The organism is Actinophytocola sp. (assembly GCF_009379765.1).
Classification (GTDB): domain Bacteria; phylum Actinomycetota; class Actinomycetes; order Mycobacteriales; family Pseudonocardiaceae; genus Actinophytocola.
This window is the reverse complement of sequence record NZ_WHTD01000222.1, coordinates 1-12,319: the sequence shown is the minus strand read 5'-3', so window position 1 is coordinate 12,319 and position 12,319 is coordinate 1. Positions and strand designations below refer to the sequence as shown.

The window sequence follows — 12,319 nt, the reverse complement described above, 5'->3', positions numbered from 1 at the left end:
TCGCACGCCTGGGCATGCTCGGGATCGCCCGCACGGCAAGCGGACGGACCATGACCACCACCTGATCAAGGCGACGGCCAACTCACCACAGCACCACCCAGATCACCCGCCCCAAGACCCCGTTCGACACCAACCACCTAGCCCGACCCTGGTTTCGACGATGCCGCTCTGCCAGTGTGTGGCGAGGTTGCCACCAACTACTTGGTGGACTGCCCGCGATTCCTCCAGGCTCAGCCCAGGTCTTCCAGGGCCCATACCGCTCCGGCAGATCCCGCCACGGCGCACCCGTGCGCATCCGCCACGGAATCCCGACGACCACCCGACGACGACCACCCCGCCGGCCATCCCGACCGTCCTTCACCGCCGGCAGCAACGGCCCCAAGATCGCCCGCTCCGCATCCGACAAGTCACCACGCGCCACAACACCACTCGATCAAACCCCTGGTCGATCTTCCGGCGGACACGCCCTAGTCCTGTTTGGACGCTTCAGTGAGGCGGGTGTGCAGGCGGTCCCTGATCTCCTCCGGGGTGTAGGCGCGGCGGCGCCGCTCCGAGCGGGCGATCACCGCCCCGGTCGCGGCCACCCCGGCCAGACCCGCCAAGCCAACGATCTTCCACCAGCGCATGGGCCTACGCTACAGCGATGGCCGACACGCAGCTCGGGCTCGACGAGGCCGTCAACCTGACGCGCACCGGCGACGTCTGGCTCTTCCGCGGGAGTACCGTCGCCGACCGGACGATCCGGATCACCACCAACAGCCCCATCAACCACGTCGGCATGTCCGTGGTCATCGAGGACATGCCGCCGCTCATGTGGCACGCCGAGCTCGGCAAGGCACTGCCGGACATGTGGACCGGCGCCCACCACCGCGGCGTGCAGCTGCACGACCTGCGCGACGCGGTCGTCCAGTGGACCGGCCGGTACAAGCAGCGCGCCTGGTGGCGCCAGCTCGAGCCGGCGATCACCCGGGACATGGAGGACGCCCTCCTCAAGACCGTCGCACGCCTGGACGGCACGCCGTTCCCCTCCACCGCCAAGCTTCTCAGCCGCTGGCTCCACGGGCGCGTCCCGAACCTGAGACGGCGTGACGTGAAGGCCGAGGCCACGCTCGAGACGGCCTACTGCGCCGAGGTTGTCGCGATCACCTACCAGGCCATGGGCCTGCTGCCCGCCACCAAGCGGCCGAACTGGTACGACCCCGGCCGGTTCTGGAGCGGCGACGACCTCGAGCTGTCCGCGGGCCACGAGCTCGGAGACGAGATCGCGGTGCGGGTGTCATAGCTGGACGTTCTTGTGGATCCATTTGTCCGCGGCCTTGGCGGCCCGCTTGAGCGCGGACCGCTCGCCGAGGTAGTCACCGGCCATCCCGACGACTGGCAGCATGCCAAGCGCCTGGTGGTAGAACCGGCCGTGCGGGCGCTTCTCCAGCTCGCCGGAGATCGCCATCAGCAGCCGGCCCTGCCGCCACAGCCACTTCGCCGCCACCTTGACGCCGAACCGCTTGCCCTTCGCCGGCACCGCATCGGCCGGCTGCTCGTCGGTGAGCTCGACGAGCACGGCCTCGTCGGCGGCGTCGTCGCCCTTGCCCGCCGCGACCACCGGGTCGATGTCCCGCCCGAACAGCACCGACGCCAGCAGCCGGACCCGCGTGCCGCGGTCGTCGATGCCGTGCTCGGACGCGATCGCGCACAGCAGCAGGCCCTGCCCGGCCGAGCCGAGCATGTCCTGCAGCGGCAGCCGGTCGCCGAGCGCTCCGGCGAGCCCGGTGACCGACGCGGCGAGTGACGTCAGCCGGCCGACCCGGTTCACCCACCAGTCCGACCGCTCCTCGACGGTGAGCCGAGTCCAGCTGTCCGAGCCCGGCCACCGGACCTTGTGAACCTGGCTCCTGAGCTTGTCGAGCAACCCGCGGTCGACCTCGTGGTCGTCCGCGCCGACCTCGAGGTCCACCGGCTCGCCACCGTCCTCGCCGTCGTCGCGCAGCCTGGCCAGCATGGGACCGCAGCTCCGGACGAACAGCCGCAGTACCGCCGCGGCGCGCTCGTCGGTGATCGGATCAGCCACGTGACGTCACCCTTCTTCCGTCCTGGAGTCAGGGATACCCGATCCGGCCCGGTTCAGCCCGCCGAACGGGAACCGGTGAACCTCACGGGCGGTCGGCGCGGCGCCAGGCCTCGGTGAACTCGGGCAGGGAGATCCGGCCGTCCTTGTCACTGTCGGCGTCCTGGAAGATGGACTCGACCTCCGCGGCGGTGATCTTCTCGCCGCGGGCGGTCATCGCCGTGAGGAACTCGGTCATCGTGATCTGGCCGTCGTCGTTCACGTCCAGTTCGCTGAACGTCCGGGTCAGTTCCTCGTTCGTCGACATGGTCACACGCCTCCTCGGGACAGCCGTCACGGCGGCCAGAAGCATAGGGCGGGCCACCGACGGTCGCGGCGCCGGGGCGACGGGTCCGGAAGCCGGGACGGACCAGGCCCCGGTAGGTCCCCGATATGCTCCCGGGCCGATGAACGACCGCGCGATCGTCCTCGTCACCGGCATCCAGGCCGCCGGCAAGTCCACAGTGGCCCAACTGCTGGCCGAGCGGCTGCCCCGGTCGGTACACGTGCGTGGCGACGTCTTCCGGCGCATGGTGATCAACGGCCGTGCCGACATGACCGCCGAGCCCACCGACGAGGCCTTCCGGCAGCTGGAGCTCCGCTACCGGCTGACCGCGACGACCACCGACGCCTACTTCGACGCGGGCTTCACCGTGGTCACCCAGGACGTGATCCTCGGCCAGCACCTCCCGCGGATGACCGAGCTGATCCGCAACCGCCCGCTCCTGCTGGTCGTCCTCGCCCCGAGGCGATCGCCGCGCGCGAGGCCGCCCGGGGCGAGCACGCCCCGGAGTTGCATGTGGACGGTGAGCTACAGCTCGACGCCGCCCTGGTCGCCTCCATCGCGGCGGCGAAGGCCCCGGGCTCGCGGGTGGCCGGGCGAGCGAACGTGCTGGTGTTCCCCAACCTGGAGGCGGGCAACATCGGCTACAAGATCGCCGAACGGCTCGGCGGCGCGATCGCCCTCGGCCCGATCCTGCAGGGCCTGACGGCGCCGCTGAACGACCTGTCGCGTGGCTGCGGCCAGCGCGACATCGAGGTGATGGCCCTGCTCTCCGCGGTCCAGGCGGTGCCCCGGTAGGCGGGTCTACTTCGGACGAACAGGCGGCCACCGGCAAGGCCGCGAGTCCAACGCTGGCGACCCGCGAGTCCAACACTCCGAACGTTGGACAGTGGGTCCTGAACGTTGAACTCGCAGGTCCTGAACGTTGGACTCGCGGGTCCGGACCGTTGGACTCGCGGCTTTTGCCGAACCTCGGCGGCTCGGCGGGACGAACGGTTCGGGAGCCGGCCCTTCGGACCGTCAGCCCAGGACGGCCAGGGCGACGAACGACGTCGTCCCGATCAGGAGGGTCGACAGCAGGCCCAGCAGCAGGGCGCGGCCGCCGGTGCGCACCAGGGGCCCGATCCGCACCGCGCAGCCGAGCCCGAACAACGCGCCCGCCAGCAGCAGGGTGCAGCAGACCTTCGCCACGTCCAGAACCGGCTCCGGCAGGATGTCGACACTTCGCACGGCAACCATCGCCAGGAAACCGAGCACGAACAGCGGGACGAGCGGGGTCTGCTTCGGCGAGTCGGCGGCCTTCCGCGTCCGCCGCCGCTCGTGCACGCTGACCAGCGCCACCATCGGCGCGAGCAGCACCACGCGGCTCAGCTTCACCACCACCGCCACCGCGATCGCGGCCGCACCGGCCGGCGTCGCGGCCGCCACGACCTGAGCCACCTCAGCTACCGCCAGACCCGCCCAGCCGCCCAGCCGCGGCCCCGCGAGGCCGAGCCAGCCACCGACGAGCGGGACGACCGCGATCGCGAGCCCGCCGTAGCACGTGACCAGCGCGATCGCTGTCGCCACGTCGGAGTCCTCGCGGTCGACCACGTCCTCCATGGCCGCAATGGCCGACGCGCCACAGATCGAGAACCCGGTGGCCACCAGCACTGCCAGTCCGCGCGGCACGCCGACCAGCCGGCCGAGTGCGACGGTGCCGACGAAGGTGGTCCCGATGGTGAGCACCACCGCCACGAGCACCCCCGGGCCGAGGCCCAGCACCGCGGGCAGGGCCAGCTGCAGCCCCAGCAACACCACGCCCGCCCGCAGCATCTTCCTGGTCAGCCGCGCGATGACCGCCCGGTTCCCGCCGGAGAGCATCGGCGTCGAGCCGGCGAGAACGCCGAGGACGACGGCCGCCGTCAGCGCGCTCACCACGGGCACGACCAGGTTCGTGAGGTACGAGGTGGCGACCGCGACGGCGGTGATGACCAGCGCGGGCCCAGCCGCGTGCAGCATTCGCCCGGAAGTGGTCGTCATGCCCCCGAGCATGTGCCCGCGCACCAGCCGCGGGTAGCCGGCGATCGACTGGGTCGTCATAGCCCACGGCTATGGCCTCCCGCTCGCCAGACGATCACCATTTCCGGTCACGATTCGGCATACCCCGACATGCATACAATTCGGTACGCCGAACCATCCGTAGGAATTCGATTCACCGTTGGCAAGGAATTATTTGGGAGACCGGTCGTTCTCGTCTCCTTGCGCTTGCTGCCAGCGCGGAACGGCCCGTACACAGGCGGTGACAGGCCTTGACTACTGCGAATGGAGTAGACGCGGCAGGGTCCAAAGTCCCCTGTTGAGGATCATCGCGGCGCACCGGTCCGATTGGCTTGACATTATCGAGACATTCGGATTGCATCGCGTTTCGCCAGTGCGTTCATTCCCGCGACCCTGGCAACCGCCAGACCACAAACCCGGGGGGACCGGCAGTACTGGTCGAGTCAGCCGACGGTCAGATTGGACATACGGTGCCGGAGCCAGCCGTGCCTCCCGCGAGATGGCGTGTCGACAGTTGGGGTCTTCGCACAAAGGTGGCCGTCGTGCTCGTCGTGCCCGCCGCGATCGCCCTCGTGCTCGGTGGCGTCCGGGTCCAGCAGCAACTCGACGACGCCAACGCGCTGAGCACGGTCCGCGACCAGCTGACGGTGCTCGACGAGTCGGTCACGCTCGGGGACCTGGTCGCGCTGGAGATGGTCGCGCCCGGACTCGACCTCGACGAGCGGAAGGCCGCTGTCGACAAGCAGGCCACCGAGGTCCAGAAGGCCGCCGACTTCGCCCACCTCCCGGCCGGGATCAGCCGCAAGCTCGACGACGCGCTCGACCAGCTCCGGGTGGCCCGCCAGCAAGCCGCGGACCCCGCTACCGACCCGGTCACCGAGGCGTTCGGCTACCGCGAGGTCATCCGCGGGCTGGGCGAGCTGCTGCCGCACGTGGTCGCCGCGGCCGCCGACCCCGAACTCGACGACCGCGCCGAGACACTGCTGTCTCTGCTGCTGCTCCGGGCGGCGGTGAGCACCGAGGAGGCGTTGATCCAGTCGGCCGGCGGTGCGCCGGTCACCAGCGACGTGGCCACCGCGGCACAGCACAACGCCGCCGAGGAGTCGGTGCTCGGCGACCGGCTCGCGCTCGACATGCCGGCCGCGGACCTGCCCCGGTTCTCCGAGGCGACCGCGTCCGGGCCCGCCCGGCGCGACGCGCTGCAGGCCTCCATCGGCGCGAACCGCACCGCCGAGCTCGCGAACCTGCTGCCCGACCTGCAGGACGAGTCCTCCGCGCTGCGCTCGATGACCGAGGACAAGTTCGCCGAGCTCGCCGGCATCGTGTCCACGAGCGCGAACAACGCCCGCGCCAGCGCCCTGCGCGACTCCTCGTTCGTGCTCGGCGCGCTTCTCGCGGCACTCGCGATCGCGCTCCTCGTGGCCCGCTCACTGCTCGTGCCGGTGCGCAGGCTTCGCGTCGCCGCGCTCGCCGCCGCGCACGACCAGCTGCCGAGGACCGTCGAGAAGGTACGCGCGGGAGAGCACATCGACTACCGGTCGATCGAGCCGGTCCCGGTGCACACCAACGAGGAGATCGGCCAACTCGCCCGCGCCTTCGACGACATGCACACCCAGGCCGTCAAGCTCGCCGGCGAGCAGGCCGAGCTGCGTCACCAGGTCAGCGAGATGTTCATGACGCTGTCCCGGCGCAGCCAGTCGCTGGTCGAGCTGCAGCTGGGTGTCATCGAGGAGCTCGAGACCGACGAGCAGGACCCCAAGCGTCTCGACGGGCTCTTCCGGCTCGACCACCTGGCCACCCGCCTGCGCCGCAACGGCGAGAACCTCCAGGTGCTCGCCGGCGGCACACCCCCGCGGCGGGGTAACCAGCCGGTCACCGTGGTCGAGCTGCTGCGCGCGGCGACCTCGGAGGTCAAGGACTACCGCCGGGTCAGCCTCGGGCACGCGCCCAACGGGTCGGTCCGGTCGTCCGCGGCGGCGGACATCGTGCACATCCTGGCCGAGCTGCTGGAGAACGCGACCCGGTTCTCTCCCCCGGACCGCAAGGTGGTGCTCACCGCGGACCGCGGCGCCGACGGCGGCCTGCTCTTCGAGGTGGTCGACGCCGGGCTCGGCATGGCCGCGGACGACATCGGGACGGCCAACCGCCGGCTCGCCACCACCGACGAGGTCGACCCGGAGACCACCCGGCGGATGGGCCTGTTCGTGGTCAGCCAGCTCGCCGCGCGGCACGGCGTGACGGTGCGGCTTCGGCCCACCTACGACTCCTCGTCCCAGGCGGGCATCACCGCGAGCGTGCACGTCCCCAGCACGTTCGTGCTCGCCGACGGCGTGCCGGAGTCCCCGGTCGAGGCACCGCAGAATCCGGCGGCCGTGGCCACCGTGGCATCCGTGGACGAGAGCACCGACGACGAGCGTGTCGTACGCACCTACGCGACGGCCTCCGTCACCACCGTCGTCGTGCCGCCGATCCCCGTGGCCACCAACGGAAGCGCCATCGGCTGGTTCACCCCGGTGGTCGAGGTGGAGGGTCCCGCGCCGCTCCCGAGTGCGCCGAACGACACCGGCTGGCTCACCCGGATCCCACCGACCATCCCACCGACCACCGTGCCGGCCTCCGCGCCGGCCGGCACGGCACCCAAGGGCGCGCCGGCTTCGGCACCGAGGTCCGCGCCGAAGCCGGCGCCCCAAGTGGACAGTTCGGTCGGTGAGCAGACGATCCGGACGACCACGGCCGGGCTGCCCCTGCGCATGCCCGGCGGGAACACGGCGCCGGCCAAGCTCACCACCCAGCAGCCCACCACCCAGCAGCCGGTCGCCAGGCAGAGCACCGGGTTGCACCGCGACCCGGAGTCCATCCGCAGCAACCTTTCCCGGCACTACAGCGGCATGCAGGCCGCGCGACGCACCAGGCAGGAATCCGAGTCCACGGCCGCACCGGAGCGGCAGAACTGACCGCGGCGCCGCGGGGGCGCCGCGTAGAGGGAAGACCCGGCGGGTGGTAGGGAGCCGCCGGGTTCGATCCGAGGGAGGGATCATGACAACCGAGAGCACCACGACCGAGCCGACGCTCGGCTGGTTGGTCTCCGCGTTCACCCAGGAGGTGCCCGGAGTCACGCACGCCGTGCTGGTCTCCGCCGACGGTCTGCTGGTGGCCGCGAGCGACGGTCTGCCGAGGGACCGGGCCGACCAGCTGTCCGCACTGACCGCCGGGCTCACGAGCCTCACCGTCGGTGCCGCGCAGCTGTTCACGGCGGGGCGGGTCGTCCAGTCGGTGATCGAGATGGAGGGCGGGTTCCTGCTGCTGATGAGCGTCGGCGACGGCTCGCACCTGGCGGTGCTGGCCGCGTCGGGGTGTGACATCGGGCTGGTCGGCTACGAGATGACGCTGCTCGTGGACCGGGTCGGGCGGATGGTCGACACGCCGGTTCGTGGGGCCGACGACGGGCGCTGAGCGTGAGGGGGAGACGTGACGGAAGCCGGACCGCCGGCCAAGAAACCAGCATTGGCCCGGCCGTACTCGTGGACCGAGGGCCGAACCGAGCCGAGCGTCACCCTGGCCGTCGAGGCGCGGGTGCGCACCACGCCGGAGGGGCAGACGCTGCCCGAGCGACGGGCGAGTGCACTGTAGACGGTGACGCAGCTGTGCTTCCAGCCGCGCTCGGTCGCCGAGATCGCGGCACACCTGTCGGTGCCGCTCGGCGTGGCGCGGGTGCTCGTGGCTGACCTGCTGAACCACGGCCTGGTGGTCGTGGAGGCCACGCTCGCCGACGACGCCGGGGCCGACGAGCGGCGCGAGCTGATCGAGAGGGTGCTCAGTGGACTTCGCGCGAAGTAGCCGGCCGCCGCATGAGCGGATCACGTCGGCGAAGATCGTTGTGGCGGGCGGCTTCGGGGCCGGCAAGACCACGTTCGTGGGGGCGATGTCGGAGATCGTGCCGCTGCGTACCGAGGCGCTGATGACCTCCGCCGGCGTGGGCATCGACGAGGTGAACGTCAACTCCGGCAAGATATCCACGACCGTGGCGATGGACTTCGGCCGGATCACCCTGGCCGAGGACCTCATCCTCTACGTGTTCGGCACGCCAGGACAGCATCGTTTCTGGTTCATGTGGGACGACATCGTCCAGGGCGCGATCGCGGCCGTCGTACTGGTCGACACCCGTCGACTGGCCGACGGGTTCGCGTCCATCGACTACTTCGAGGCGCGTGGCCTTCCGTTCCTGGTGGCGATCAACCAGTTCGACGGCGCGCACCGGTTCACCACCGACCAGGTTCGGGAAGCGCTCGCGCTGCCCGGCGACGTCGCGATCATGCCATGCGACGCCCGCTCCCGTGAGTCGACCAAAGGCGTACTCATCGCGGCGAGCGAACACGCATTGTCCCGTTTGGACGCTCAACCGCCGGTCGCCGCCCTGACGCGGCGCCCGGTCCGCGCTCGGGGTGCGCGCTGACCTTCGAGAGGAACCCTGTCGTGGCTCTTGCCGTCGACCATGTCCACCACTTCGACATGGGCAGCTGGTTGCTGTTCTTCGCATACTTCATCTCGGTGGTCGGATGCACCATCGGGCTGGCGTGCACCTTGCAGGCACGTCACGCCTCCGGTCGCACCCGGCTCGCCTGGCAGGTGCTCGCCGCCGTGTCCATCGGCGGGGTCGGCATCTGGCTCATGCACTTCCTGGCCATGCTGGGCTTCACCACGCCGGGCATGCCCGTGCGGTACGACATCTTCCGCACGTGGCTGTCCGCGGTCCTGTCGGTCTCCGCGGTGTTCGTCGGGCTCGTCGTGTTCGGCGTCGGCACGAGGTTCGCCCGGCTGCGGCTGGTGGGCGCCGGGCTGATCACCGGGCTCGCGGTGAACCTCATGCACTACACCGGCATGTGGGCGGTGAACGTCAAGGGCGGCATCACCTACAACACCGGCCTCGTGGCCCTGTCGATCGTGATCGCGGTGGTGGCCGCGACCGTGGCCCTGTGGTTCACCGCCTCGGTCGACCACTTCGCGCTGCGGATCCTCGCCGGTGTGGTGATGGGCATCGCGGTCACCGGCATGCACTACACGGGCATGGGTGCGGTCCGGGTCCAGCTCGACGCCGCCGCGCCCGACCCGGCCGGGGTGGACGTGTTCAGCTTCCTGTTCCCGGTGTTCGTCCTCGCCGGCCTGGCTCTGGCGATCCCGATCAGCGCGGTCCTGATGGCCTCCCCCACCCCGGCGGCGGCGCCGCCCCCACCCGGGCCCGCCGGCGACGAGGACAAGGAGCCGGTCGCGACCGCCCGTTCGTGATCGTCGCGTAGCCGACGAGCGGGCCCGTCGGCGATACGCTCGACCGCGTCGCCGGACTCACCGAGGAGAACCCCCATGCCGCTGCTGCAGGACCTGCTCGACGCGATCGCGACGAGCAGGGTCGAGATCGTCGACCTCACCGCGCCGCTGTCCAGCGATACCCCGATCCTGCAGCTCCCCGAGCCGTTCTCGAACACGATCCACTTCCAGCTCGAGCAGATCAGCCGCTACGACGACGCCGGCCCGAACTGGTACTGGAACAACATCCACACCGGCGAGCACACCGGCACGCACGTCGACGCGCCGACGCACTGGTCGTCCGGAAAGGACGGTCCGGACGTGTCTCAGCTGCCGCTGCGTGGGCTGGTGGCGCCCGCGGCCGTGGTGGACGTGTCCGACCGGGCCGCGACGGACCCGGACCACCTGCTGCAGATCGACGACGTCCGGTTCTGGGAGGCGGCCAACGGCCCGCTCCCGGCCGGCGGCTGGCTGCTGCTGCGCACCGGGTGGGACGAGCGGTCGGCCGACGCGGCGCGGTTCCTCAACGCCGACGAGACCGGGCCGCACTCGCCGGGCATCTCCGCCGAGTGCGCGCGCTGGCTCGCCGAGGACACCGACCTCGCCGGCCTCGGCGTGGAGACGGTCGGCACCGACGCGGGCGCCGCGCACAGCTTCGACCCGCCGTTCCCGTGCCACCACTTCTTCCTCGGCGCGGGAAAGATGGGGCTGACCCAGCTGCAGAACCTCGCCTCGCTGCCGCCGACGGGCGCGATGCTCGTGGTGTCGCCGCTGCCGATCGTCGGCGGGTCGGGCAGCCCGGCGCGGGTGTACGCGCTGGTCGAGCGGTGACCCACACGGTCGCCCAACTGGTCGGCCGCACGCTCGCCGAGCTCGGTGTCGCGCAGGCCTTCGGGGTGGTCGGCAGCGGCAACTTCGCGGTGACCAACGCGCTGCGCGAGCACGGCGTGCCGTTCGTCGCCGCCCGCCACGAGTGCGGCGCGGCGACGATGGCCGACGCGTTCGGCCGGATGAGCGACCGGGTCGCGGTCGTCACCACGCACCAGGGCTGCGGGCTGACCAACGCGCTCACCGGCATCACCGAGGCGGCGAAGAGCCGCACGCCGATGCTCGTGCTCGCCGCGGACACGCCCGGCTCGGCGGTCGGCTCCAACTTCCGGATCGACCAGGACGCGGCCGCCGCGGCGGTGGGCGCGGTGCCCGAGCGGGTGCACTCGCCCCGGACCGCGGCCGCCGACACCCTGCGCGCCTACCGGACGGCGGTGCAGGAGCGGCGGACCGTGGTGCTCAACCTGCCGCTGGACGTCCAGGCCGCGCCGGCCGAGAGCGGCCAACCGGCGAGGATCGCGCCGGCGCCGCCGCCGGTCCGGCCAGGCGAGGAGTCCGTCGCCGAGCTGGCCGCCGCGATCCGCGCGGCGGCGCGCCCCGTGTTCGTGGCCGGGCGCGGTGCCCGGCACGCGGGGCCGGAGCTGCGCGCGCTCGCCGAGGCGGCCGGCGCGCTGCTCGCCACCTCGGCCGTCGCGAACGGGCTGTTCGAAGGGGACCCGTGGTCGCTCGGCATCTCCGGCGGGTTCGCCTCGCCGCTGGCCGCGGAGCTGGTCGGCGACGCCGACCTGGTCGTGAGTTGGGGCTGCGCGCTGAACATGTGGACGACCCGGCACGGGAAGCTGATCGGGCCGTCCGCGACGGTGGCGCAGGTGGACCTCGACACCGCCGCGCTCGGCGCGCACCGGCCGGTCGACATCGGGGTGTTCGGCGACGTCGGGCGGACCGCGCGGGACGTGCTCGCCGCGCTCGGCTCACCGCGCGCCGGCTACCGCCACGACGGGCTGCGCACCCGTATCGCCACGGAGGTCCGCTGGCGGGACGTGCCCTACCGGGACGAGTCCACAGTGGACCGGATCGACCCGCGCACGCTGAGCATCCGGCTCGACGAGCTGTTACCCGACCAGCGGGTCGTGTCGGTCGACTCGGGCAACTTCATGGGGTACCCGAGCGTGTACCTCGACGTGCCCGACGAGTACGGGTTCTGCTTCACCCAGGCGTTCCAGTCGATCGGGCTCGGGCTCGCCACCGCCGTCGGCGCCGCGCTGGCCCGGCCGGAGCGGCTCCCGGTCGCCGCGCTCGGTGACGGTGGCTTCCTGATGAGCGTGGCGGAGCTCGAGACCGTGGCGCGGCTGGGCCTGCCCATGGTGGTCGTGGTCTACAACGACGCCGCGTACGGCGCCGAGGTGCACCACTTCCGGGGCGAGGATCTCGACACCGTGGTGTTCCCGGACACCGACATCGCGGCGATCGCCACCGGCTTCGGCTGCACCGGGGTCACCGTCCGCTCGGTCGACGACCTCGCCCCGGTGGCCGGCTGGCTCGACGGCCCGCGGCTGCGCCCGCTGGTCGTGGACGCGAAGATCACGAGCGACGGCGGATCCTGGTGGCTGGCCGAGGCGTTCGGCCACTAGTGTCGTGAGTTCGAGGTTGTTTGACGTTTGCCGGGGATCCAGATCGTTCCTGGCGAGGCGGAGGGAATCCCTCATACCGGGTCGTATTCGGGTTTCCCGACAACGCGGCCAGGGGCGATCTGGGCCCCGGCAAAC

Annotated in this window: 14 protein-coding genes and 2 pseudogenes; 11 read left to right on the top strand and 5 right to left on the bottom strand. The window is 71.5% G+C overall.

All coding sequences use genetic code 11. The features are described from left to right. Positions 1–82 precede the first annotated feature (82 nt). Positions 83–421, bottom strand: a complete 339-nt coding sequence (locus tag GEV28_RS42895; RefSeq protein ID WP_367115282.1) for a transposase — start codon at positions 419–421, stop codon at positions 83–85. Between the two features lie 46 nt (positions 422–467). Next, on the bottom strand, positions 468–626 hold the full coding sequence (locus GEV28_RS39390) for a hypothetical protein (protein ID WP_291418980.1): 159 nt from the start codon (positions 624–626) through the stop codon (positions 468–470). Positions 627–643: 17 nt separating this feature from the next. On the opposite strand from GEV28_RS39390, the gene GEV28_RS39385 reads away from it, so the two are divergent. Then, entirely contained in the window at positions 644–1,282 is a 639-nt protein-coding gene (locus tag GEV28_RS39385; protein ID WP_291418978.1) for a hypothetical protein, read from the top strand. Here GEV28_RS39385 and GEV28_RS39380 read toward each other — a convergent pair. Together GEV28_RS39380 and GEV28_RS39375 are read right to left on the bottom strand one after the other, a co-directional pair. Continuing rightward, positions 1,277–2,065 (bottom strand): hypothetical protein, encoded by a 789-nt coding sequence (locus GEV28_RS39380; protein ID WP_291418976.1) that lies wholly within the window; start codon positions 2,063–2,065, stop codon positions 1,277–1,279. The genes GEV28_RS39385 and GEV28_RS39380 overlap by 6 nt on opposite strands. A gap of 82 nt (positions 2,066–2,147) precedes the next feature. Beyond that, positions 2,148–2,369 carry an EF-hand domain-containing protein gene (locus GEV28_RS39375; RefSeq protein WP_291418975.1) on the bottom strand — a complete coding sequence of 74 codons (222 nt, stop codon included), beginning with the start codon at positions 2,367–2,369 and terminating at the stop codon, positions 2,148–2,150. Here GEV28_RS39375 and GEV28_RS42890 point away from each other — a divergent pair. Together GEV28_RS42890 and GEV28_RS39365 are read left to right on the top strand one after the other, a co-directional pair. Then, a pseudogene (locus tag GEV28_RS42890) lies at positions 2,368–2,706 on the top strand (AAA family ATPase); the annotation flags it as partial. The gene GEV28_RS39375 and the pseudogene GEV28_RS42890 overlap by 2 nt on opposite strands. Before the next feature lie 182 nt (positions 2,707–2,888). Further along, positions 2,889–3,182: pseudogene (locus tag GEV28_RS39365) on the top strand (phosphate acyltransferase); the annotation flags it as partial. Between the two features lie 222 nt (positions 3,183–3,404). Here the strand turns inward: GEV28_RS39365 and GEV28_RS39360 are convergent. Then, positions 3,405–4,406, bottom strand: coding sequence for a putative sulfate exporter family transporter (locus GEV28_RS39360; protein ID WP_291418984.1), 1,002 nt, complete (start codon positions 4,404–4,406; stop codon positions 3,405–3,407). A 560-nt stretch (positions 4,407–4,966) separates the two neighbouring features. Between GEV28_RS39360 and GEV28_RS39355 the strand changes: the two genes are divergently transcribed. The 8 genes from GEV28_RS39355 to GEV28_RS39325 all read left to right on the top strand — a co-directional run bounded on the left by GEV28_RS39355 (position 4,967) and on the right by GEV28_RS39325 (position 12,184). After that, positions 4,967–7,378 carry an ATP-binding protein gene (locus GEV28_RS39355; RefSeq protein ID WP_291418974.1) on the top strand — a complete coding sequence of 804 codons (2,412 nt, stop codon included), beginning with the start codon at positions 4,967–4,969 and terminating at the stop codon, positions 7,376–7,378. 82 nt (positions 7,379–7,460) lie between these two features. Beyond that, the gene (locus GEV28_RS39350; RefSeq protein WP_291418973.1) at positions 7,461–7,877 is read left to right on the top strand and encodes a roadblock/LC7 domain-containing protein; all 417 of its coding nucleotides are present in this window, start codon (positions 7,461–7,463) and stop codon (positions 7,875–7,877) included. Between the two features lie 15 nt (positions 7,878–7,892). Continuing rightward, on the top strand, positions 7,893–8,054 hold the full coding sequence (locus GEV28_RS42885) for a hypothetical protein (RefSeq protein ID WP_367115281.1): 162 nt from the start codon (positions 7,893–7,895) through the stop codon (positions 8,052–8,054). Positions 8,055–8,057: 3 nt separating this feature from the next. Further along, positions 8,058–8,261, top strand: coding sequence for a DUF742 domain-containing protein (locus GEV28_RS42880; RefSeq protein ID WP_367115280.1), 204 nt, complete (start codon positions 8,058–8,060; stop codon positions 8,259–8,261). Further along, positions 8,242–8,877 (top strand): ATP/GTP-binding protein, encoded by a 636-nt coding sequence (locus GEV28_RS39340; protein ID WP_291418972.1) that lies wholly within the window; start codon positions 8,242–8,244, stop codon positions 8,875–8,877. The genes GEV28_RS42880 and GEV28_RS39340 overlap by 20 nt, the downstream gene beginning before the upstream one ends. Before the next feature lie 56 nt (positions 8,878–8,933). Continuing rightward, on the top strand, positions 8,934–9,707 hold the full coding sequence (locus GEV28_RS39335) for an MHYT domain-containing protein (RefSeq protein WP_291418982.1): 774 nt from the start codon (positions 8,934–8,936) through the stop codon (positions 9,705–9,707). A gap of 75 nt (positions 9,708–9,782) precedes the next feature. Continuing rightward, complete coding sequence (locus GEV28_RS39330) at positions 9,783–10,556, top strand: cyclase family protein (protein WP_291418970.1); 774 nt, start codon at positions 9,783–9,785, stop codon at positions 10,554–10,556. Next, positions 10,553–12,184, top strand: a complete 1,632-nt coding sequence (locus GEV28_RS39325) for a thiamine pyrophosphate-binding protein (RefSeq protein WP_291418968.1) — start codon at positions 10,553–10,555, stop codon at positions 12,182–12,184. Before GEV28_RS39330 ends, GEV28_RS39325 begins: the two co-directional genes overlap by 4 nt. Positions 12,185–12,319: the final 135 nt, after the last annotated feature.

What these genes read in the sequence shown, in the direction of transcription:
- GEV28_RS39385 (WP_291418978.1), top strand. Translation starts at nt 644, where the DNA reads ATGGCCGACACGCAGCTCGGGCTCGACGAGGCCGTCAACCTGACGCGC.
- GEV28_RS39390 (WP_291418980.1), bottom strand. Translation starts at nt 626, where the DNA reads ATGCGCTGGTGGAAGATCGTTGGCTTGGCGGGTCTGGCCGGGGTGGCC.
- GEV28_RS39360 (WP_291418984.1), bottom strand. Translation starts at nt 4,406, where the DNA reads ATGACGACCACTTCCGGGCGAATGCTGCACGCGGCTGGGCCCGCGCTG.
- GEV28_RS39350 (WP_291418973.1), top strand. Translation starts at nt 7,461, where the DNA reads ATGACAACCGAGAGCACCACGACCGAGCCGACGCTCGGCTGGTTGGTC.
- GEV28_RS39335 (WP_291418982.1), top strand. Translation starts at nt 8,934, where the DNA reads ATGGGCAGCTGGTTGCTGTTCTTCGCATACTTCATCTCGGTGGTCGGA.
- GEV28_RS39375 (WP_291418975.1), bottom strand. Translation starts at nt 2,369, where the DNA reads ATGTCGACGAACGAGGAACTGACCCGGACGTTCAGCGAACTGGACGTG.
- GEV28_RS39330 (WP_291418970.1), top strand. Translation starts at nt 9,783, where the DNA reads ATGCCGCTGCTGCAGGACCTGCTCGACGCGATCGCGACGAGCAGGGTC.